This window comes from Croceibacterium mercuriale, assembly GCF_000802385.1.
In the GTDB taxonomy this organism is placed as follows: Bacteria; Pseudomonadota; Alphaproteobacteria; order Sphingomonadales; family Sphingomonadaceae; genus Croceibacterium; species Croceibacterium mercuriale.
The window spans coordinates 195,464-215,940 of record NZ_JTDN01000002.1; the positions used below are offsets into that span (position 1 = coordinate 195,464).

Below are 20,477 nucleotides of genomic sequence, written 5' to 3' on the forward strand. Positions count from 1 at the left end.
CCCGGCAGCCGGCGATCAGTCGATCGCGGCTTCCATGAAGCGGCGGGTGGTCCCCTCCAGCCGCAAGGCGGTCAGCCGGCCCGTGCGATAAGCGCCGGTATCGATGCCGATACGGTTGGTCCGCTCCTCCGGCGCGTCGACGATCGTGTGCCCATGCACCACCATCAGCGGATGGGGCTTGCCATGTGACAGGAACGGCTCCCGGATCCAGCGCAGATCCTTCGTCTGCTGCTCCGCCAAAGGCACCGCCGGATTGATCCCGGCATGAACGAACAGGTAATCGCCAATGGTGACCATGTCCTCCAGGCCTTGCAGCCAGGCGATCACGTCGGCCGGCACGGCCTCGCGCACCAGCGCCTGTGCCTCGTCCAGTTCGGCCGCCTGAAACGCGGCCCGGTCCACGCCGAAGCTCAGCGCGCATTCGCGCCCACCATGCCGCAGCAGCGACCGGAACACCTCCCGGTCGGTCAGGCTCAGCAGGAACATCTCCTCGTGATTGCCGGCCAGGATCCGGACGTCGCCCCCGCCCTGCAGCGCCCGTGCGCGTGCGATCACCCCGGCACTGTCGGGGCCACGGTCGATCAGGTCGCCCAGCAGCACGATCGTGGTCCGGGCCGGGGCAGACGCGGCATCGTCCGCCGCGATCTGGGCTAGCAGCGCGTCGAACAGGGACAGTTCGCCGTGGATGTCGCCCACGGCATAGACCCGCTGTCCCGCCGGGATGGCAGGCCGGCCCGCCTGCGGCGCACGGTTGAGGAGCTGTTTCAGAGAAGCGAACATCGTTTGAAAGTTGCGCCTAGCTGATGAGTTATGAACCGCCTGACAACAGGAATGTTGCGGATTTCACGCCTATGTTGCCGAGGGAACACAGCCCGCGCAGGATTCGCGCGCCCCGCTGCCGTGACTGCTTGTGCAGTGCGGCAAAAATGCGCACGTTGCGATCACAGCGATGAATACCGCCTCCCGCAAAGGAGAAGGCGGATCGTGCTGCGCAGGTGGAGCCGTTCGATCACACGATCAAAGGGATCCATTGATGTTCATGTCTCTCCGCGGCCTGGCCGCTTCTACCCTTCTCGCAACGGCGGCCCTGGCCGCTGCGCCGGCCGTCGCGCAGGACGCGATCGATCCGCCCAGCGACCTGACCGTTGCCGGTTCCGTCGGGCTCGTGTCCGACTATCGCTTCCGCGGCGTGTCGCAGACGGACGAGGAGATGGCCATCCAGGGCGGCATCACCGTCAGCCACGCATCGGGCGTCTATGCCGGGACCTGGGCGTCCAACCTGGCGGGCTGGGGCACCTTTGGCGGCGCCAACATGGAACTCGACCTGTTCGGCGGCTACGCCATGCCGCTGGGTGACAGCGGTGCGACGCTGGATGTCGGCCTGACCTGGTACATGTATCCGGGCGGCTTCGACGATACCGACTTCGCCGAACCCTACGTGAAGCTGTCGGGCGATTACGGCCCGCTCTCCGCGCTGGTGGGCGTGGCCTATGCCCCGGAACAGGGTGCGCTGGCCAATGTCTCGAACCATCCGGACAGCGACGGGGAGAGCGAGGACAATCTGTATATCTGGACCGACCTCAGCACCGCCATCCCCAACACCCCGGTGACCGCCAAGGCGCATGCCGGCTATTCCAACGGCAATCCCGGCCTGGGCCCGAACGGCACCAGCCTGGCGCCGACCGGCGAGTATTTCGACTGGCTGATCGGCCTGAACGCCGCCGTCGGCCCGCTTACGCTGGGCGTGGCGTACACCGACACCAACCTGCAATACGAAGATTACGAGTATCTGCTGCCCAACTTCTCGAGCACCAAGGACGGCTCGAACATCGCCGGCGCACAAGTCGTGTTCACGCTGTCCGCCGGGTTCTGACCGGACGGACGGACTGACAGGGGGGAGGCCCGCACCGGCGACGGTGCGGGCCTTTTCGCATTGCGCAGGGCGCAGCCCTCCCTATCTGCTGAGCCGATCCATCGCCACGAGGAGCTGCAAGCCTTGGCCCGTTACCTGCACACCATGATCCGCGTCACAGATCCTGATGCGACCATCGCCTTCTTTCAGCTGCTGGGACTGGAAGAGGTCAAGCGCACCGAAAGCGAGCAGGGCCGGTTCACGCTGATCTTCCTGGCCGCCCCCGGGCAGGCCGGTGTGGCCGAGGTCGAACTGACCTACAACTGGCCGCCGGTGGACGGCAGCCCGGCGGAACGCTACACCGGTGGCCGCAATTTCGGCCACCTCGCCTACCGCGTGGCGAATGTCTACGAGACCTGCCAGACGCTGGCCGACGCCGGCGTCACGATCAACCGACCGCCACGCGATGGCAACATGGCGTTCGTCCGCACGCCGGACGGCATCTCCATCGAGATCCTGCAGGAAGGACCGCCGCTCGCCCCGGCCGAACCATGGGCCAGCATGCCCAATACCGGCGAATGGTGACAGCCGCCTTTCCCTTGCCAAGCGGCCGGTGACGCTCCACCTGCGGCACTATGTCCAAAGTCCTGCCGCAAGTGGTGATCATCGGCCGACCCAACGTCGGCAAGTCGACCCTGTTCAACCGCCTGGTCGGCCGCAAGCTGGCGCTGGTCGACGACCAGCCCGGCGTCACGCGCGACCGGCGGATCGGCGACGTGTCGCTGGCGCGGATGAGGTTCCAGATCATCGACACCGCCGGGTGGGAGGACGAGGACGAGGCCACCCTGCCCGGCCGCATGCGCAACCAGACCGAGGCGAGCCTGGTCGGCGCGCAGGGCGCCCTGTTCGTGATCGATTCGCGCGCCGGCCTGACCCCGCTGGACGAGGAGATCGGCCGCTGGCTGCGGGCGCAGAAGGTGCCGGTGGTGCTGGTCGTCAACAAGGTCGAAGGCCGTTCCGGGCAGGACGGCATCATCGAAAGCTATTCGCTCGGCCTGGGTGAGCCGGTCGCCATCTCGGCCGAACATGGCGAGGGCATGGCCGACCTGTTCGAGGCGCTGCAGCCGATCGTCGAAGGCTGGGACGCGCCCGACATGGCGGAGCCGGCGGAGGATGCGGACCCCGCCGCGCCGCTGCAGCTCGCCATCGTCGGCCGCCCGAATGCCGGCAAGAGCACGCTGATCAATCGCCTGCTGGGCGAGGACCGGCTGCTGACCGGGCCGGAAGCCGGAATCACCCGCGATTCCATTGCGGTCGACTGGCAATGGCAGGACCGCACCGCCGGCCTGACCCGTGCGGTCAAGCTGATCGACACCGCCGGCATGCGCAAGAAGGCCAAGGTGGACGACAAGCTGGAGAAGCTCAGCGTCGCCGATGCCCGCCGCGCGGTCGATTTCGCGGAAGTCGTCGTCCTGCTGCTCGACGCGACCCGCGGGCTGGAGGTGCAGGACCTGAAGATCGCCAGCATGGTGATCGACGAAGGGCGCGCGTTAATCATCGCCATCAACAAGTGGGACGTGGCGGAGGATGCCAGCGGGCTGTTCAACGGCATCCGCGAAGCGCTGGAGGAGGGGCTGGCGCAGCTGCGCGGCGTGCCGCTGGTGGCGGTGTCCGCCCTTACCGGCAAAGGCACGGACCAGCTGATGGCCGCCGCCTTCAAGGTGCGGGAGGACTGGAGCCGGCGCGTGTCCACCGCGCTGCTGAACCGCTGGTTCGACGATGCGATGGAGGCCAATCCGCCTCCGGCGCCGGGCGGCAAGCGGATCAAGCTGCGCTACATCACGCAGGTCGGCACCCGCCCGCCCCGCTTCGTGATCTTCGGCACCCGGCTCAGCGAACTGCCCACCAGCTACGAACGGTATCTGGTGAACGGCATCCGCCGCGAACTCGGGTTCGGCGCGGTGCCGGTCCGCCTGTCGCTGCGCAGCCCGAAGAACCCGTTCGCGAACGACTAGCTGCAGACATCAGCTTCCGCAGCCGGGCAGCAGAGTCAGGCCGGACGCATCGTGCCGTCCGGCGCCAGCTCGATCCAGCTGCCCCGCTCGGCGGCCGACCGGTACAGCGCCTCGATGATGCGGACGTCGCGCAGGCCCATCTCGCCCGGCGTCGCCACCTCACCGCCTTCGGTGATGATCTGGCTGAAATGATCGATCTCGCCCGTGAACTGCTCCGCGCTGGTCCGTTCGCCTGTCAGTATCTCGCGGCTTTCCTTCGCATTGGTCACCGTCAGCGTGTTGCCGCTGTAGGCCGTGGCCGGATCCAGCACGGCGACCGCCTTGTCACCCCAGAGATCGATCCGCTTCTTGTCCGCATCATAGCCTGAAGAGATCGTCGCACGTCGGCCGGACGGAAACTCCAGCTGCGCGGTCATGATGTTCTCCACCTCGGCAAAGCGCGGGTCGCCCGGTGGAGAGAAGATGGTGGCGGACACGCGGGCAGGTTCCTCGCCCAGCAGCCAGATCAGCCCGTTCAGCGAATAGATGCCGATGTCCACCAGCGACCCGCCGCCTGCAATCGCCGCCTGCGCGCGCCACTGGTCGCGTGGGCGGGACGGGTCGAGCGGGCGGTGATGGTCGGACGTGGCGAACCACACCTGGCCGAGTTCGCCCGCATCCAGCATCTCCTTGGCGCGCACATTGTGCGGCTCCCAATGCGCGCGATACGCGACCATCAGCCGGCGATCCGCCGCGCGTGCGGCATCGATCATGCGCTGGCACTCCGCCGGGCTGTTGGCCATCGGCTTCTCGACCATCACATGCTTGCCCGCCTCCAGCGCGCGCACCGTCAGGTCGGCATGGGTGGAATTGGGGGTGACGACATAGACGACGGCGACGTCATCGTTGCGTCCGATCCGCGCCATGGCGGCATAATCGTAGATGGCATCCCGGCCGATGCCGTACCGCTCTGCCACACCCCGCGCCTTATCGGCATTGCCCGATACCAGCGCCACGGCGCGGGAACGGCGCGCACGCCCCAGTGCCGGCATGACGTATTGCTGCGCATAATGGCCCAGCCCGACCACCGCCCAGCCCAGCTGCTGCGCCTGCGGCAGCGGCGGCTCCAGTTCCAGCTGCGGCTCCGGCCGGCCGGTGGCGGTTGCGGGGATCGCCTGCGCGGCGGCCTGTCCGGCCAGCATCGCACCCCCCAGGCCAGTGGCCGCGGTGCCGATGAAGGACCGGCGGGAAACGGCGGGAATATCGGTCATCGGCTCTCCTCGCGACCCGCCTGCCGGGCACACGGTGTCAACGAGAGAGCGCGGGTCGGTTTCCGGCCGGGTGCGGGGCGCGCACGATGCACCGCCCCGCAAAGTGATCAATGATCGCCGGAATTGGTCACCATCTCGGGCGCCGGCCGGCTGTTGAGCTGCACATAATTGTGCAGGCCCATCCGCTCGATCATGTCGAACTGGGTCTCCAGAAAATCGACATGCTCTTCCTCGCTTTCCAGAATGCGCTTGAACAACTCGCGGCTGCCGTAGTCGCGCACCTTCTCGCAATGCTCGATCGCCTCGCGCAGCAGGGGAATGGCTTCTTCCTCCAGCGCCAGGTCGGCACGCAGGATCTCTTCCACGGTCTCGCCGACCTTCAGCCGATGCAACTGCTGGAAGTTGGGCAGCCCGTCCAGGAACAGGATCCGCTCCGACAGCCAGTCGGCATGCTTCATCTCGTCGATGCTCTCGTGCCGCTCATGCTCGGCCAGACGCTGCACGCCCCAGTGGTTCAGCACGCGATAGTGCAGCCAGTACTGGTTGATGGCGGTGAGTTCGTTGGTGAGTGCCTTGTTGAGGTACTCGATGACGATGGCGTCACCCTTCATGTCGCGGCTCCTGCGGAATCAGAGCGCAACAGATGGATCGATGCCGCATCGGAGGCAACCCTGTTGATCGAAAAAACCGAATTAAATCCGATGTTTGAGAGTGATTGTCACTTACTGGCTAGGCAGCGATCTTGCGGCTCATGCACGCAGACCGGTAATCGCCCAGCAAATCCTCCGCATCATCAAGGCATTGGCCGCATTGCGGGCGCTTCCCCAACCGCTCGTACACGCCGGCGGCATCGCAGCCGGCGCCAAGCGCAGCGGTCCTGAACTCGGTCTCTCGGATGGCATTGCAGATGCAGATATACATGGAAGCTCACGATTCCGTCTGATGTGCATAGGCTAATGAGAGCATATCGCAGTAGCAACCCTTTTCTGCGAAACGCTTGCAAGTTTGCACGGGTCTGATGCGGATCCGGGGTTTACCGCACCTTCACTCCCAGCTGCGAACACGGGCGACATGCCCCTGCCCCGCCTGCCATTTCTCCCTGTCCTGCTCGCGGCCGCCCTGCCGGGCGCCTGCACCGGACCGCGCCACCATCACGTCGCGGCGCCGGCTGTCGTGCTGCCCGAACCGGCGTCCTCGGCAATGCGCGCACGGGCACAGCTTGGTGCCGGGCACTTCGCCGCCGCCGCCGATGGCTTCGCGGCGGCACGGGCACTGGGTGATGACGCGCCGGCCACGCTGCTCGGCCACGCACTGGCCCTGGCCGGCAGCTGGCGGCACGAGGAAGCGGCGCAGTTGCTGCTGGCGGACGGGGCAGCGCTGCCGGCGAGCGATCGTGGACTGGCGCTGGCCCTGGCCGGGGAGACAGGGGTTGCAATCCGCCTGCTGCTGCTGGCGGTAGAGGAACAGCCAGGCAGCGCCGTGCTTCGGCAGAACCTCGCCTTTGCCTTCGCCATGGCGGGTCGCTGGGGCGAGGCACGGGCGCTGGCGGCGATCGACGTGCCGCCCGGCCACCTGCCCGCCCGGATGGAGAAATGGGCACGCGCTGCCAGCGCCGGTCCCACGCCGGAGCGGGTGGCGTTGATGCTCGACATCGCGCCGCCAGCTGCCCCGCAACCGCGGCATGCCTTGGCATGGCGCCGGCCACACTGGGCCGGCGCGCGCTGGTAAGGCTCAGCTCGCCGCCCTGACCCCGCCCTTCCACAGCGCCAGCACCCGGCCCTGTACCGGCTGGCGATCGAACGGCGTGTTGCCGGCAGCCGCGGCCATGCGGCCCGAATCGACGATCCACGGCTTTTCGGGGTCGATCAGCGCCACGTCCGCCTCCGCCCCCACCCGCAGCTCGCCCGCCGGCACGCCTAGCAGCTGCGCCGGCATGCGGGCCAGGAGGTCGAAGGCGCGCTCCAGACCGATCACGCCGTCGCGCACCAGCGTCAGCACGCAGGGCAGCAGGGTCTCGGCGCCCGCCATGCCCGGCGCCGCATCGGCGAAGGGCAGGCGCTTGTCCTCGGCCCCGCGCGGATCGTGGCCGGATGCGATCACGTCGATCGTGCCGTCACCTATGCCGGCGATCACCGCCTGCCGATCCGCCTCGCTGCGCAAGGGCGGCGACAGGCGGGCGAAGGTGCGGAAGTCCTTGGTCGCGAGATCAGACAGCATGAAGTGCGCCGGCGTCACCCCGGCGGTCACCGCCAGGCCACGCGCCTTGGCGTCCCGCACCAGCGCCAGCCCGGCGCGGGTCGTCACCTGCCGGAAATGCAGCCGCGCCCCCGCCAGCCCCGCCAGCGCGATATCTCGCGCGATTGCCAGCGCCTCCGCCTCCGCCGGTGCACTGGGCAGGCCCAGGCGGGTGGCGATATCGCCATCGGTGGCGACTGCATTTCCGGCGAGGCCGCCATCCTCCGCATGAGCGACCACCACCATGTCCAGCATGGCGGCATATTGCAGCAGCCGCAGCATGGCGCCGGAATCGGCGATCCAGCGCCGCCCGGTGGCGACCCCGCGAGCACCGGCGTCGCGCATCAGCGCCAGTTCCGCCATCTGCTCCCCCGCCAGGCCCACGCTGGCGGCGGCGAGCGGGTGGACCCAGAAGTCGGGCTTGCCGCTCTGTGCCGCGAAGCGGACCCGCGCCGGGTGATCCAGCGGCGGGCTCTGGTCGGGCATCAGCGCGGCGCGGGTGATGCCGCCGAAATGGAACGCCGGCTTGTCGATGGCGAACGTGCCGTAATCGACCAGCCCCGGCGCCACCAGCGCACCACGGGCATCGACCACTTCATCGCCATCCTGCGGCGCGACGTCGCCCACGCTGGTGATGAAGCCGTCCACGCAGCGCAAGCCGCCCGGTCGCACGCCGCCGGGCAGCACCAGCCGGCCGCCAGTGATGGTGAGGGACCGCACCTTCATGCCCAGCCCTCCACCTGCCGCGCGCGGCGGGTCAGCACTTCCAGGCAGGCCATGCGGATGGCGACGCCCATCTCCACCTGCGCGGTGATCAGCGAGCGGCCCGCCAGATCCGCCACGGTGCTGTCGATTTCCACCCCGCGGTTCATCGGCCCGGGATGCATCACCAGCGCGCCCGGCGCGGCGCGGGCCAGCCGCTCCGGCGTGAGGCCGTACAGATGGCGATACTCACGCGGGGACGGGATGAACTGTCCGTCCATCCGCTCGTTCTGCAGGCGCAGCATCATCACCACCTCCGCCCCGTCCAGTGCGGCATCGAAGTGGTGGAACACCTCCACGCCCATCTGCGTGATCTCCGCCGGCATCAGCGCCGGCGGCGCGCATACCCGCACCACCGCGCCCAGCGCCTGCAGGCACAGGATGTTCGACCGCGCGACGCGGCTGTGGCGGATGTCGCCGCAGATCGTCACCACCAGCCCGTTGACCATCCCGTCGCTGCTCGCCCGCCCTGCCTCGCGCAGGGCATGGCGCAGCGCCAGCGCGTCCAGCAGCGCCTGCGTGGGATGTTCGTGCTGCCCGTCGCCCGCATTCAGCACCGGGCAGGCGACCCGGTCCGCGATCAGCCGCACCGCGCCGGAACTGCCATGCCGGATCACGATGGCATCGGCGCGCATCGCATTCAGCGTCATGGCGGTGTCGATCAGCGTCTCGCCCTTCTTCACGCTGGATTGCGCGGCATGCATGTTGACCACGTCCGCCCCCAGCCGCTTGCCCGCGATCTCGAACGACAGCAGCGTGCGGGTGGAGTTCTCGAAGAAGGCGTTGATGATCGTCAGGCCGGCCAGCTGGTCGCTGTGCTTGGCCGGGCGCCGGTTCAGCGCCACCCACTGTTCCGCCTCGTCCAGCAGGAACAGGATCTCATGCGTCTGCAGCTGCGCAATGCCGAGAAGGCCGCGATGCGGGAAGGCGAGCGCACCTGCGGGGTAGCGGGCGCGATGGGGGAGTTCGATGGTCATCGAAGGGTGCGCCTATCGCAGCGATGCCCGCCCCTCAAGCCGCATGGCCGCCATCGCTGTTGGCAACAGGCCCGGCAGCCCACTACAGGGAGGAAGATGCCGCCAACTGGACAGGACACAAGATGAGTTTCGCACGCAAGGTCTGGCACCTGCTGGTCGGCATCAAGGATGCCCTGGTGCTGGTGTTCATGCTGCTGTTCTTCACCGTCCTGTTCGCGGCCCTGTCCGCCCGGCCCAGCGCCGATGCGGTGCGCGACGGCGCGCTGCTGCTGCAGCTTGACGGCACTGTGGTGGAGGAGGTGGCTCCGGCCGATCCGTTCAACCTGCTGCTGCCCTCCGCCGCGCCGACCCGCGAATATGCGGCGCGCGACCTGGTGCGCGCGATCGACGCCGCCGCCGGCGATACCCGGATCAAGCTGCTGGCGCTCGACCTGTCCACCTTCCTTGGCGGCGGGCAGGTGCACATGCTGGAGCTGGCCGAAGCGATCGACCGGTTCCGCAAGACGGGCAAGCCGGTCACGACCTACGCCCTGGCCTATACCGACGACACGCTGCTGCTGGCCGCCCATTCCAGCGAGGTCTGGGTCGATCCGATGGGCGGCGCGGTGGTGCGCGGACCCGGCGGGCAGAACCTGTATTACGGGCCGGCGCTGGACCGGCTGGGCATCAATGCCCGCGTGTACCGCGTGGGCACGTACAAGAGCGCGGTGGAGCCATGGGAGCTGGGCGCCATGTCCGAGCCCGCGCGCCGCAACGCGACAGAGCTTTATTCCACCATCTTCGCCCGCTGGCAGGAGAACGTCTCAGCCGCGCGCCCCCGGGCTCAGCTGACCCGCGCATCGCATGACGTCGTCGCGCTGATCCAGGCGAACAATGGCGACACCGCCCGCGCCGCCATCGCCGCCGGACTGGCCGACAAGGCCGGGACGCTGGATGACTGGGGGAAGCATGTGGCGGCGCGCGCGGGCACGGATCCGCTCGACAAGGCGCCGGGCGCCTTTGCCCACACCACGCTGGATGCGTGGCTGGCGGAGCTGGGGCCGGAGACACCGACCGCGTCCTTCATGGGTTCGGGGCCGAGCCGCATCGGCGTGATCACGATCGCCGGCGAGATCACCGACGGTACCGCCGGGCCGGGCTCCGCCGGGGCCGAGCGGATCGTGGCCGCACTGGACGATGCCTTGGACGACAACCTGGCCGGGCTGGTGGTGCGGGTCGATTCGCCGGGCGGCAGCGTCAGCGGGTCGGAGGCGATCCGCCGCGCGGTGCTGCGCCACAAGGCGCGCGGCATCCCCGTCGCCATCTCCATGGCGAACATCGCGGCCAGCGGCGGATACTGGGTAGCCACGACGGGCGACCGCATCTTCGCCACGCCATCGACGGTCACCGGCTCCATCGGCGTGTTCGGCGTGATCCCCACCTTCGAGGATGCGCTGGCCCGCTTCGGCGTGACCAGCGACGGCGTGCGGACCACGCCGCTGTCGGGCCAGCCCGATCCGATTTCCGGCTTCACCCCGGCGGCCGATGCACTGCTGCAGGCGACGGTCAGTTCCACCTATGACAGGTTCCTGGGCCTGGTGGCGGAAGCGCGCGGGATCGACCGCGCCCGCGCCGACGAGCTGGGCCAGGGCCGCGTCTGGGATGGCGGCACCGCACGCCAGCTGGGGCTGGTGGACCAGTTCGGCAATCTGGATGATGCGCTCGGCTGGGTGGCGGGTCGTGCCAAGCTGGCGGACGGGACCTGGGCGCCGGCCTTCCTGGAACAGGAACAGACCGGCTATGGCCCGCTGGTGGCCGGCATGATGCAGCCGAGCGGACGCACCCGCGCCATTGCGCCGGACCTGTTCGCCGCCATCGCCAGCAGCGAAAGCGATCAGCTGGGCCGCGCGCTGGCCGACCTCACCCGGCTGTTCGGCGCGCAAGGCGTGCAGGCTCGCTGCCTGGAATGTCCGGCGCTCGCGGCGCCGACACGGCCGGCCCGCGCTGACGAGGCAGGCCTGCTGGCGATGATGCGCGCTTTTCTGGCGCGGTAGGTCTTGCATGACGGGCGGGCCTCTGGCAAAGGCCCGCCCCTGTCATGGGCAGCCGACATTCCGGCGGCCAGTGCCGGGCGCGTAGCTCAGTGGTAGAGCACACCCTTCACACGGGTGGGGTCGCAGGTTCAATCCCTGCCGCGCCCACCACCGCCCGAGGCGGCCCCCACACCATCCGCGAAGATCTTCAGGCGGTCGCTGGCTGTTTCTCCGGCGCGTCGTCCTGCTTCGGCTTGTCTGCCTCGTCGCCACGCTTCGTCGCCACCACGGTGTACAGCGCGGGCACCACGAACAGGGTGAACAAGGTCCCGATCGCCATGCCCACCCCCAGCACGAAGCTGATGGCGAAGCGGCTGTTCGCGCCCGGCCCGCTGGACCACACCAGCAGCGGCACCAGCCCGATCAGCGTGGCGATGGTGGTCATCAGGATCGAACGCAGCCGCAGCGCCGCCGCCTTCTCCATCGCCTGCCTCCGGTCGACGCCCTCGTCCTCCTGGATCTGGTTGGCGAATTCCACCAGCAGGATGCCATGGCGGATGATCGATCCGGTCAGCGCCAGCAGCCCGATCTGCGTGTAGATATTGGAACTGACCACTCCCAGCGCGAAGAACAGCAGCGCGCCCGCCAGGCTCATCGGCACGCTGACCAGCATCACGGCCGGATCGCGGAAGCTTTCATATTGCGCCGCCAGCGTCAGGAACACCAGGATCACCGCGAGGCCGAAAGCGAGGCCGATGTTCGATCCCTCCTGCGTGAACTGGCGCGACACGCCGGCATAATCGACGGTGTAGCCCTGCGGCAGGTTGGCGGCCTGCTCCTCCAGGAAGCCGATCGCCTCTCCCAGCGAGACGCCGGGCGCCGGCACGCCCGACAGGATTGCCGCGTTCAGCTGGTTGAAGCGGCTGAGCGCGTTGGGGCGGATCTCCGTATCGACCGTGGCGAAGGCCGATAGCGGCACCAGCTGGCCGGTCGCGCGCGCGTTCGGCGCAGGAGCACCGGCCACCGCCGTCGACTGTCCTCCGGGCGCGGCAACGGTGGCACCGCCGGTCGTGCCGCCCATCGCCGCAGATGGGTTGGCCCGCACGTAATAATCGTCCAACTGCTCCGGTGTCAGCCGGAAGGAGCGGTCGACCTGCGGAATCACTCGATAGGACCGCTCGTCCAAGCTGAAGAAGTTGACGTAGCCGCCGGCCAGCAGGGTGGACAGGTCCTGCCCCAGCGTGGCGATGTCCACGCCCAGTGCGCTGGCCTTTTCCCGGTCGATCGCAACATTGCCCTGCGCGCGGTCGAAGGTCAGGTCGCTGTCGATGAACTGGAACAGCCCGCTGGCGCGCGCCGCTGTCAGGATCTGTTCGGACTGTTCGAAGATCGCGCGCGGGTCCTCGATCGATCCGATCACGAACTGGATCGGCGGCCCGCCGCCCCCGCCCGGCAACGTCGGCGGCTCGATCACGGTGGCTTCCAGCCCGGCGACCTGACTGACCGCCTCGGTCAGCTGCGGCTGCAGCTCCTGCTGCGACTGTTCGCGATCCGCCCAGTCCTTCATGACCGCGCCGGCAAAGGCGCTGTCGGGCGATTCCGCGCCGTTGGTGACAAAGGCCAGCCTCACCGAATCGTAGCTGCCGACGATCTTGCCCAGCTGCGCGGTCCAGCGTTCCAGCTGGTCGAGCGAGCCATTGGGGTCGCCGCTGGCCTGGATGATCAGGAAGCCGTCATCCTCCGGCGGGGCGAGTTCGGACTGCGCGGCACTGAACAGGAACCAGCAGCTGGCCAGCACCACCACGCCGAAGCCGATCACGAACCAGCGCAGGTCCAGCGCCTTGCCCAGCACGCGGGCATAGCCATCCGCCGTCTTGCGGAAGCCCTTGTCCACCCACCTGGCCACGCCCTTCTTCTCGTTGCTGCTGGCGCGCAGCACCTGCGCGCACATCATGGGCGACAGGGTCAGGCCCACGATGCCGGACATCAGCGTGGCACCGGCAACGGTGTAGGCGAATTCCGTGAACAGGCTGCCGGTCAGCCCGCCGATCAGGCCCACCGGCAGGAACACCGCCAGCACCACCACATTCATCGCCACGATGGAGGAGGCGAGTTCCTTCACGGTGCGCTTGGCCGCTTCCTCCGGATCGGCGCCTTCCTCGATATGGCGCATCGCGTTCTCCACGATCACCACCCCGTCATCCACCACCGTGCCGATCGCCAGGATCAGCGCCAGCAGGGTCAGCAGGTTGATGGAATAGCCCAGCAGGCTCATCAGGAAGAACGCGCCCACGATGGACAGCGGCATGGCGATCACCGGCACCAGCGCGGATCGCCACGATCCCAGGAACAGCAGGATCACCACCGTCACGATCAGCAGCGCCTGCCACAGGGCGGAGATCACCTCGTCGATATTGGCGTTCACCGCCACCGTCGCGTCATAGACGATGGTGCCGGTCATCCCGGCGGGCAGGTCCGCCTGAATCCGGGGGAACAGCTCGTTCACCTCGGAGATGGTGGTCAGCAGGTTGGCGTCGGGCGCGACCTCCACCTCCATGAACACGGCGGGCTTGCCGCTGATGAAGGTGGAACTGCCGTAATCCTCCGCCCCCAGCTCCACCCGGGCGATATCCTCCAGCCGGATCAGGGCGTCGCCGGTCTGCCGCACGATCAGCTGGCGGAAGGCATCCACGCTGTCGATGTCGGTGCCCGCGGTTAGCGGCAGGGTGAAGGTCGATCCCTTGGTTTCCCCCACCGCGGACAGGTAATTGTTGCTGGCCAGTGCCGCCTGCACGTCCGACGGAGCGACATCCAGCGCGGCCATGCGCCGGGGATCGAGCCAGACGCGCAGCGCCAGGTTGGTGGAACCCTGGATCCGCGCCTGCTGGATGCCGTCCACCGTCTCGATCTGCGGGCGGATCGCGCGGTTGAGATAATCGGTCATCTCCGCCGGGCTCAGCGCCTCGCTCTGGAAGGCGATGTACATCGCATCCGTCTCGGCCTCGCTGGTGACGTAGACGACCGAGTTCTCCGCCTCCGGCGGCAGCTGGTTGGAGACCTGGTTGATCTTGGTCAGGATCTGCGCGACCGCATCGTTGGGGTCGTAGTTCAGTTCCAGGAAGGCCTGGATGGAGGACTGCCCCTGCGTGCTGGTCGATTGCAGGTAGTCGATCCCCTCCGCTTCGGAGATCGCCTGTTCCAGCGGCGTGGTAATGAAGCCACGCACCAGTTCCGCATCGGCGCCGGTATAGGGCGTGTTGATGTTGATGGTGGCCTGCGTGATCTCCGGGTATTCGCGCGTGCTGAGCGAGGTGATCGCCTGCAGGCCCAGCAGCAGGATCACCAGGCTGACCACGCTGGCCAGCACCGGCCGTTCGACGAAGCGGGTGAGGAAGGCCATCATGGCCGGTCGGGCACCGGCTGCGCACCTTGCGACGCATTGCCGCGGGTGACGCGGATCGGCGCATCGTTCTCCAGCTTCAGCTGCCCGGCGGTGACGACCTGCATGCCGGGCTTCAGGCCCCTGGTGATCTCCGTCAGCAGGCCGCGGGTCTCGCCGACCTCCACGAACACCGCACGGGCGACCACCTGCGGCGGCGGCTGGCCCTGCTCGCCACGATGTTGCCCTTCCTCGCCACCGGCTGCCTGCTTCTCGTCACCGCCGCCACCGAACAGGCCGGACAGGAAGCCGCCCTTCTGTGCTTCCGCCTCCTGCTCCGCCTCGGCCTGCATCTGCTGCTGTTCCTGCGGGGTCAGCCGATGCACGACATAGACCAGGTCGCCATAGGAATTGCGGGTGATGGCGGTGGTCGGCACCGCGACCACCTGCCGCGATCCGGGGAGGTTGACGGTGACATCGGCGAACATGCCGGGACGCAGCGCGCGATCGGCGTTGCGCACGGTTGCCTGCACCTGGACCGCGCGGGTATCCGCCTGCAGGTCCGGATCGATGGCGGTGACCCGGCCGGTGAAGCTGCGATCGCCGAACGCCTCGCTGGTCAGCGTCACCTCCTGCCCTTCGCGGATGCGGGTGAAGCTGCGTTCGGGCAGCGGGAAGTTCACGAAGACCGGCGACAGCTGCTGCAGCGACACGATGGGCGTGCCGGGGCTGACATACTGGCCCAGGCTGACCTGCCGGATGCCCAGCGTGCCGGCGAAGGGCGCATCGACGCGCTTCTTCTCGATGATGGTGCCGATCTCGCGCACCTGCGCCACCAGCGACTGCCATTCGGCGCGGCGCTGCTCGACATCCGCCTGCGCCACTGCGCCGCGTTCGATCAGGCGGCGCGCGCGGTCATAGGCAAGCCGTGCCTGTTCGGCCTGCGCGGCAAGCGCCGCCTGCTGCGCACGTTCGGTGGTGGTGTCCAGCCGCACCAGCGTACGCCCGGCGCCCGTACTGCCGCCATTGGCGAAGTCGATGGACACCACGATACCTTCGATGGGCGAGGTCACGTCGACCCCCTGCACCGCAGCCACCGTGCCCACCGCAGCCAGCCGGTCTTCCCAGGTGAGCGCCTGTGCCGGGGCCGCGCTGACCGATGCCACCGGCGGTCCGCCGCCGCCCTCCTCTTCGCCACCCCGACCCGCGCAGAAGGCGGAAAGCAGCGCCAGCAGGACCAGTATGCCAAGCGCCAGCCATACCATCGGCCGGCGCCAGAACGGACGCTCCCGTTCCGGTTCGTGTCCGGCAGGTCCGCCGTCCGGTGCGGGCAGGGCCAGCCGGTCTTCCGGCGCGGGCAGCGCGGGCCGCCCATCAATGATGTGGTCGGTCATAGCCCCTCTTCCGGCACGCGGCCGTCCATCAGCGCGGCGCGCGTTCCGTCCAGATATTCGCGGGCGGTAATCCCGGCGACCTGATCCTGCGTCAGCGGACCGGGGCCGAGCGCGGCGAACAGCGCCGCCGTGCTCTGGAACCGGTCGGCGATCGCCCCGATGTAGGCGAAGCGCGCATCCTGGTAGGTCTGCTGCACGGTCAGCAGGTCGATGATGCTGATCGCGCCTTCCTCCAGCTGAAACTGCGCCAGCTCCAGGCTCTCGCTCGCAGCCGCCAGCGCGATCCGCTGCTGCGCCAAGGCATCGGCATTGCTTTCCAGCGCGCGGATGCCGTCGGCCACCTCGGTGAAGGCGGTCAGCACCTGTTCGCGATACAGTGCCAGCGATTCCTGGTAGACCGCGACGGCGACGTCCCGACTGGCCCGTCGCCGGCCGCCGTCGAACAGCGGGGCGAGCAGGTTGGCATTGAGGTCGAACACCGGATCGGGCGCTACCAGCATCAGCCCGCTGGCGCCGCCGGCCAGGCCGAAGGCCGCATCCAGCGTCAGGTTGGGATACAGGTCGGCGGTGGCGACACCGATCTGCGCGCTGGCGCCTGCCAGCACCGCCTCCGCCGCCAGGATGTCAGGGCGGCGGCGCACCAGGGTGGAAGGCAGGCTGATCGGCACGGCCCGCGGCAGTTGCAGGTTTTCCAGCGCGATGGCGGGGATCGTGGCCTCCGCCGGTGCGACCCCGGTCAGCAGGGCCAGCCGGTTTTCCGCCGCTGCCGCCTGCGCGCGCAGCGGGGGCACGGTGGCGCGCAGGCCGGCGATGCTGGCCTCCTGCGTTATCAGGTCGGCGCGGGCATCCTCCCCTTCGGCCACGCGGATGCGCAGCAGCTCGAGCCGCGCCTCCTGCGTTGTCAGCAGTTCCTCGCGCGTGTCGATCTGCGCGCGCAGGCTGGCGGCATCCAGCGCGAAGCTGACAATGTTGCCGACCAGCGCGAGATAGGCCGCCTGCAGTTCCTGCACCTGCTGTTCGTAGGTGGCGGCGGCCGCCTCCACCAGGCGGCGGTTGCGGCCGGCGAGGTCGAGATCATAGGTGATGGACGCACCGACGGTGTAGATGGTGAAGGCGTCGCCCGCGCCGCCTCCTCCGGCTCCGCCGGCATCACCTCCGCCGTCACCTTCGCCTGCACCCGGATCGGCAGGTGCCGGCGCGGTGCCGCCGCCTGATCCGGCGCGTTGCCGCGCGCCTTGGGCCCCGCCGCCACCATAGGAGAAGCTGCCGGTACCGCCGACTTCCGGCAGCAGCACGCCGCGCTGCGCGCGCAGCTGCGCCTCCGCCCCGCGCAACCGGGCGCGCGCTGCGGCGAGGTTGGGGGAGTTGGCGAAGCCTTGCTCCACCAGGGCGACGATCTGCGGCGATCCGAACCAGTGCCACCAGCCGGCCGGCAGGTCCTGCCCGTGAAGGAAATATTGCGCTTCGCCGCCAGGGCCGTCGCTGCCGACAGTGACCGGCGGGACGGCTTGCGCCGTGTAGGCCGGAGTGGCCGGCGGGGGTGGCCGCACGAAATCCGGCCCGGCGACGCAGCCGGACAACGCCAGAACGGCGCCGCACGACATCAGGGATGGAATACGCGCGACCGCATCGCGCCGAGTGGCCCCCATTTACCGGCAAGCCGCGAAACGCGCACCCGTTCCCGCACAGGGACAACCGCCGACAATAAGATCAGGCGATGCGCCGGTCCCAGCTGCCATGATGTTCGCGCACCGCGCCGTGCCGCAGGCTCAGCGCGATCAGCGCAGCACCGGCCACGATGCTGGCTACCGTGTGCGCCGACCCCGCATCGAACAGGACCGGCGTCACCAGCAGCGCGCCGCCTGGCGGTATCAGCCCTGCCAGCGCCAGGTTCCACGGCAGGTTCACGCCCCCACCCCACATGTCCGCCAGCACCGTGCCCGCGCCGCAGTCGAACTCGTCACGGACGGGCTCCCGCTTGCCCCCGTCCGTGTCGCCGGACAGGAACACGCGCAGCCAGGGGCGACCCGCCTGCGCGCGGCGGCGGACGAACTGCAAGGTCTCCAGCAGCTCGTCCAGCGAGTACGGGATCTGCACCAGCATGGCCGCCGCGCCCACCAGCGTCAGCGTGGCCCAGGTGCCGATCACCACCGGCTGGATGATGACAAAGGTGATCGACACGACGCCCAGCGGCGCGATCATCAGCCCGAACAGGAACACCAGCCACGGCATGGTGCGCCAGCGCGCCTGCGAACCGATGATGCCGGTCGCGATCTCCAGCGCATAGGTATAGCCGCCCAGCGCTGCATCGGGGATCGGGAAGGCCTGCGACACGGCGGAGGTGACCACCGCCTCCGTCCCGTTCCTGCCCGGCTCGCCAGGCAGGCTGGCCCGGCCGGTCCTGCAACTCGGCATAGCCGATCGCCTCCTCCTCCTCGCTCACCAGAATGGCGGTTTGGCCGCACGCGCCGCGCTGTCCTGCGACATTTACCACTACGACGGAGGATCGGTTTCGATGAATTGCCGACCCGGCACCTGCGGGAAGGCCAGCGTCACGCGCAGCCCGGGATCGGTGTTGATGATTGCCAGCTCCGCGCCCAGCCGCTGCGCTGCCGAGCGCACGATGGCGAGGCCCAGCCCGCTGCCCTCCCGTCCGGCACTGCTGGCCAGCCGCACGAACCGCTGCCCGGCGCGGGCAAGGTCCGCTGCCGGCAGGCCGGGCCCGTCATCGGCGACAGCGATGGTGGTTTCCGCGTCCGTGCGCTCGATCGTGAGCACCGCCAGCCCGCCCGCCCGGTTGTAGCGGATGGCATTGTCGAGCAGGTTGGACACGATCTCGAACAGCAGCGTGCGATGCCCGGGCACCACGAACGTGCCGGGGGCGGCGACCAGGTCCAGCTCCACCCCCGCCTCAATCGCCTGGCCGATGCGCCGGTTGATCACCGCGATCGCCACCTCGCGCAGGTCGACATCCTCCAGCGGCGGCAGGGCACCGGCCTCCTCCGCGCGGGCCAGCGCCAGCAGCTGCGTCACCAGCCGTTCCAGCCGGTCGGCCGCATCGGCGATTTCGCGCAGCGCATCCGGATCGCCGCGCCGGGCCAGCGCGACCTGCACCTTCAGCACGCTGAGCGGGGTGCGCATCTGGTGGGAGGCATCGGCGGTGAAGCGGCGCATCCCGGCCGTGGCCGCATCCAGCCGCGCCAGCAGGTGATCGAACGCCTCGGCCAGCGGCCGCAGCTCCTCCGGCAGCGGGCCGGCTTCCAGCGGGGACAGGTCGGGCGTGGCGCGGGTGTCGCGCGCGGCGACCGCCCCGCGCAGTGTGGCCAGCGGCCGCAGGCTCCAGCTCAGCGCCGGGCGGATCAGCAGGCTGGCGACGCCCACCAGCACCAGCTCGCCCGCGACCAGCGCGGCGATCAGGCGCCGGCGCAGCGCCTTGCGGCTGTCCAGCGTCTCCGCCACCTGCACGATCACCGGCGCGGCGATGCCGGGCAGCGCGCGCCGTACCTCCGCGATACGCACGTCCTGCCCGCGGAAACGGGCGTAGCGATAGCGGGGTGCCTCGGCCGTCAGTGCGGCGATGTCCGGCGGCGACAGGTCGGGGTAGCCGGTCAGCAGCGTGTCGCCCACCGCCACGCGATAGTAGATGTTGTCCCGCTCCGCATTCTCCAGCATGGCGAAGGCGGCGGGCGGCAGGTCCAGCGTGACCGCGCCGCCTTCCACCTGCACCGTGTCGGCGATCGCGCCCAGCGCGCCACCCATCACCCGGTCGTTGGCGCGCCGCACCACGTCGGCGATCAGCGTCGCGCCGGCCAGGCCCAGCAGGATCGCCACCGCCAGCAGCGGCACCAGCATCGCCGCCAGCAGCCGCGTGCGCAGCGCCAGCGTGCGCCCCCGTGATCCGGAATGCGCCTCAGCCGGCATCGAGCAGGTAGCCGAGCCCGCGCACGGTGCGGATCGCCGGGCCGTCCGGGGGCAGCTTGGCGCGCAGCCGCGTGATGTTGACCTCCAGCGCATTGCCGCCGACCGGCTCGTCGAAGCCGAACACCTCGGCGAGCAGGACGTCGCGCGGCACGATCTGCCCGGCGCGCGAAGCCAGCGCCTCCAGCACGGCCCACTCGCGGCGACGCAGGTCCAGCACCCGGCCGTCGGCGCGCACCTCGCCCATCGATCGGTCGATCACCAGCGCACCAACCACGATCTGCGGCATCGGATCGCCCCCGCGCCGCCGGCCGAGCGCACGTACCCGTGCCTCCAGTTCCTCAGGTGCAAACGGCTTCCGCAGATAATCGTCGGCGCCGAGATCCAGTCCGCGCACCCGGTCATCCAGTGCGTCGCGCGCGGTCAGCATCAGGATCGGCACCCGCTCCCCCCGGCGGCGCAGCGCCTCCAGCACCGCGAAGCCATCGGTATCGGGCAGGCCGACGTCCAGGATGATCAGGCCGTAAGGCTCGTCCCCCGCCACCATCAGCGCATCGGCGCCGGTTGCCACATGGTCGATCGCGTGGCCGGCCGGGCGCAGCAGCGCGGCGATGCTGCGCGCCAGCGGGGCGTCGTCCTCCACGATCAGGATGCGCAAACAGTTAACTCCCGTGAAAGGTCGA

The 20,477-nt window shown here is 69.3% G+C and carries 16 protein-coding genes and 1 tRNA gene; 6 read left to right on the top strand and 11 right to left on the bottom strand.

Annotated features, from left to right (window positions below):
• Positions 1–15: 15 nt before the first annotated feature.
• Positions 16–780 (bottom strand): metallophosphoesterase family protein, encoded by a 765-nt coding sequence (locus tag PK98_RS10540; RefSeq protein WP_039096879.1) that lies wholly within the window; start codon positions 778–780, stop codon positions 16–18.
• A gap of 259 nt (positions 781–1,039) precedes the next feature.
• Here PK98_RS10540 and PK98_RS10545 point away from each other — a divergent pair, with 259 nt between their 5' ends.
• The 3 genes from PK98_RS10545 (at position 1,040) to der (ending at position 3,867) form a co-directional block, all read left to right on the top strand.
• Entirely contained in the window at positions 1,040–1,873 is an 834-nt protein-coding gene (locus PK98_RS10545; RefSeq protein ID WP_039096882.1) for a TorF family putative porin, read from the top strand.
• Positions 1,874–1,996: 123 nt separating this feature from the next.
• Positions 1,997–2,437 carry a VOC family protein gene (locus PK98_RS10550; RefSeq protein WP_039096883.1) on the top strand — a complete coding sequence of 147 codons (441 nt, stop codon included), beginning with the start codon at positions 1,997–1,999 and terminating at the stop codon, positions 2,435–2,437.
• Between the two features lie 50 nt (positions 2,438–2,487).
• Positions 2,488–3,867 carry a ribosome biogenesis GTPase Der gene (gene der, locus PK98_RS10555; RefSeq protein WP_039096884.1) on the top strand — a complete coding sequence of 460 codons (1,380 nt, stop codon included), beginning with the start codon at positions 2,488–2,490 and terminating at the stop codon, positions 3,865–3,867.
• 35 nt (positions 3,868–3,902) lie between these two features.
• On the opposite strand, the gene PK98_RS10560 is transcribed toward der, so the two are convergent.
• Positions 3,903–5,117 (bottom strand): Gfo/Idh/MocA family protein, encoded by a 1,215-nt coding sequence (locus PK98_RS10560; RefSeq protein ID WP_039096886.1) that lies wholly within the window; start codon positions 5,115–5,117, stop codon positions 3,903–3,905.
• Between the two features lie 107 nt (positions 5,118–5,224).
• Positions 5,225–5,728: a bacterioferritin gene (gene bfr, locus PK98_RS10565; protein WP_039096888.1), complete on the bottom strand. Its 504-nt coding sequence runs from the start codon at positions 5,726–5,728 to the stop codon at positions 5,225–5,227.
• Positions 5,729–6,188: 460 nt separating this feature from the next.
• Between bfr and PK98_RS10575 the strand changes: the two genes are divergently transcribed.
• Entirely contained in the window at positions 6,189–6,845 is a 657-nt protein-coding gene (locus PK98_RS10575) for a hypothetical protein (protein WP_052208533.1), read from the top strand.
• Between the two features lie 3 nt (positions 6,846–6,848).
• On the opposite strand, the gene PK98_RS10580 is transcribed toward PK98_RS10575, so the two are convergent.
• Both PK98_RS10580 and PK98_RS10585 read right to left on the bottom strand, forming a co-directional pair.
• Complete coding sequence (locus tag PK98_RS10580) at positions 6,849–8,078, bottom strand: dihydroorotase (protein WP_039096890.1); 1,230 nt, start codon at positions 8,076–8,078, stop codon at positions 6,849–6,851.
• A complete protein-coding gene (locus tag PK98_RS10585; protein ID WP_039096891.1) occupies positions 8,075–9,091 on the bottom strand; it encodes an aspartate carbamoyltransferase catalytic subunit in 1,017 nt (338 codons plus the stop codon). Before PK98_RS10585 ends, PK98_RS10580 begins: the two co-directional genes overlap by 4 nt.
• A 122-nt stretch (positions 9,092–9,213) precedes the next feature.
• On the opposite strand from PK98_RS10585, the gene sppA reads away from it, so the two are divergent.
• Both sppA and PK98_RS10595 read left to right on the top strand, forming a co-directional pair.
• Complete coding sequence (gene sppA / locus PK98_RS10590) at positions 9,214–11,124, top strand: signal peptide peptidase SppA (RefSeq protein ID WP_039096893.1); 1,911 nt, start codon at positions 9,214–9,216, stop codon at positions 11,122–11,124.
• Between the two features lie 75 nt (positions 11,125–11,199).
• Positions 11,200–11,274 (top strand) — tRNA-Val (locus tag PK98_RS10595).
• Positions 11,275–11,311: 37 nt separating this feature from the next.
• Here PK98_RS10595 and PK98_RS10600 read toward each other — a convergent pair.
• From PK98_RS10600 to PK98_RS10625, 6 genes are all read right to left on the bottom strand, one after another.
• On the bottom strand, positions 11,312–14,506 hold the full coding sequence (locus PK98_RS10600) for an efflux RND transporter permease subunit (RefSeq protein WP_081996196.1): 3,195 nt from the start codon (positions 14,504–14,506) through the stop codon (positions 11,312–11,314).
• Entirely contained in the window at positions 14,503–15,876 is a 1,374-nt protein-coding gene (locus PK98_RS10605) for an efflux RND transporter periplasmic adaptor subunit (protein ID WP_039096895.1), read from the bottom strand. The genes PK98_RS10600 and PK98_RS10605 overlap by 4 nt, the downstream gene beginning before the upstream one ends.
• Positions 15,873–17,525, bottom strand: coding sequence for an efflux transporter outer membrane subunit (locus tag PK98_RS10610; protein ID WP_081996197.1), 1,653 nt, complete (start codon positions 17,523–17,525; stop codon positions 15,873–15,875). The genes PK98_RS10605 and PK98_RS10610 overlap by 4 nt, the downstream gene beginning before the upstream one ends.
• A gap of 61 nt (positions 17,526–17,586) precedes the next feature.
• The gene (locus PK98_RS10615; protein WP_081996198.1) at positions 17,587–18,291 is read right to left on the bottom strand and encodes a vitamin K epoxide reductase family protein; all 705 of its coding nucleotides are present in this window, start codon (positions 18,289–18,291) and stop codon (positions 17,587–17,589) included.
• A 78-nt stretch (positions 18,292–18,369) separates the two neighbouring features.
• Positions 18,370–19,797, bottom strand: coding sequence for a sensor histidine kinase (locus PK98_RS10620; protein ID WP_052208537.1), 1,428 nt, complete (start codon positions 19,795–19,797; stop codon positions 18,370–18,372).
• Positions 19,787–20,452 (bottom strand): response regulator transcription factor, encoded by a 666-nt coding sequence (locus tag PK98_RS10625; protein WP_200885028.1) that lies wholly within the window; start codon positions 20,450–20,452, stop codon positions 19,787–19,789. Before PK98_RS10625 ends, PK98_RS10620 begins: the two co-directional genes overlap by 11 nt.
• Positions 20,453–20,477 lie beyond the last annotated feature (25 nt).

What these genes read in the sequence shown, in the direction of transcription:
- PK98_RS10540 (WP_039096879.1), bottom strand. Translation starts at nt 780, where the DNA reads ATGTTCGCTTCTCTGAAACAGCTCCTCAACCGTGCGCCGCAGGCGGGC.
- PK98_RS10545 (WP_039096882.1), top strand. Translation starts at nt 1,040, where the DNA reads ATGTCTCTCCGCGGCCTGGCCGCTTCTACCCTTCTCGCAACGGCGGCC.
- der (WP_039096884.1), top strand. Translation starts at nt 2,488, where the DNA reads ATGTCCAAAGTCCTGCCGCAAGTGGTGATCATCGGCCGACCCAACGTC.
- PK98_RS10560 (WP_039096886.1), bottom strand. Translation starts at nt 5,117, where the DNA reads ATGACCGATATTCCCGCCGTTTCCCGCCGGTCCTTCATCGGCACCGCG.
- bfr (WP_039096888.1), bottom strand. Translation starts at nt 5,728, where the DNA reads ATGAAGGGTGACGCCATCGTCATCGAGTACCTCAACAAGGCACTCACC.
- PK98_RS10575 (WP_052208533.1), top strand. Translation starts at nt 6,189, where the DNA reads ATGCCCCTGCCCCGCCTGCCATTTCTCCCTGTCCTGCTCGCGGCCGCC.
- PK98_RS10580 (WP_039096890.1), bottom strand. Translation starts at nt 8,078, where the DNA reads ATGAAGGTGCGGTCCCTCACCATCACTGGCGGCCGGCTGGTGCTGCCC.
- PK98_RS10585 (WP_039096891.1), bottom strand. Translation starts at nt 9,091, where the DNA reads ATGACCATCGAACTCCCCCATCGCGCCCGCTACCCCGCAGGTGCGCTC.
- sppA (WP_039096893.1), top strand. Translation starts at nt 9,214, where the DNA reads ATGAGTTTCGCACGCAAGGTCTGGCACCTGCTGGTCGGCATCAAGGAT.
- PK98_RS10600 (WP_081996196.1), bottom strand. Translation starts at nt 14,506, where the DNA reads ATGATGGCCTTCCTCACCCGCTTCGTCGAACGGCCGGTGCTGGCCAGC.
- PK98_RS10605 (WP_039096895.1), bottom strand. Translation starts at nt 15,876, where the DNA reads ATGACCGACCACATCATTGATGGGCGGCCCGCGCTGCCCGCGCCGGAA.
- PK98_RS10610 (WP_081996197.1), bottom strand. Translation starts at nt 17,525, where the DNA reads ATGGGGGCCACTCGGCGCGATGCGGTCGCGCGTATTCCATCCCTGATG.
- PK98_RS10615 (WP_081996198.1), bottom strand. Translation starts at nt 18,291, where the DNA reads ATGCCGAGTTGCAGGACCGGCCGGGCCAGCCTGCCTGGCGAGCCGGGC.
- PK98_RS10620 (WP_052208537.1), bottom strand. Translation starts at nt 19,797, where the DNA reads ATGCCGGCTGAGGCGCATTCCGGATCACGGGGGCGCACGCTGGCGCTG.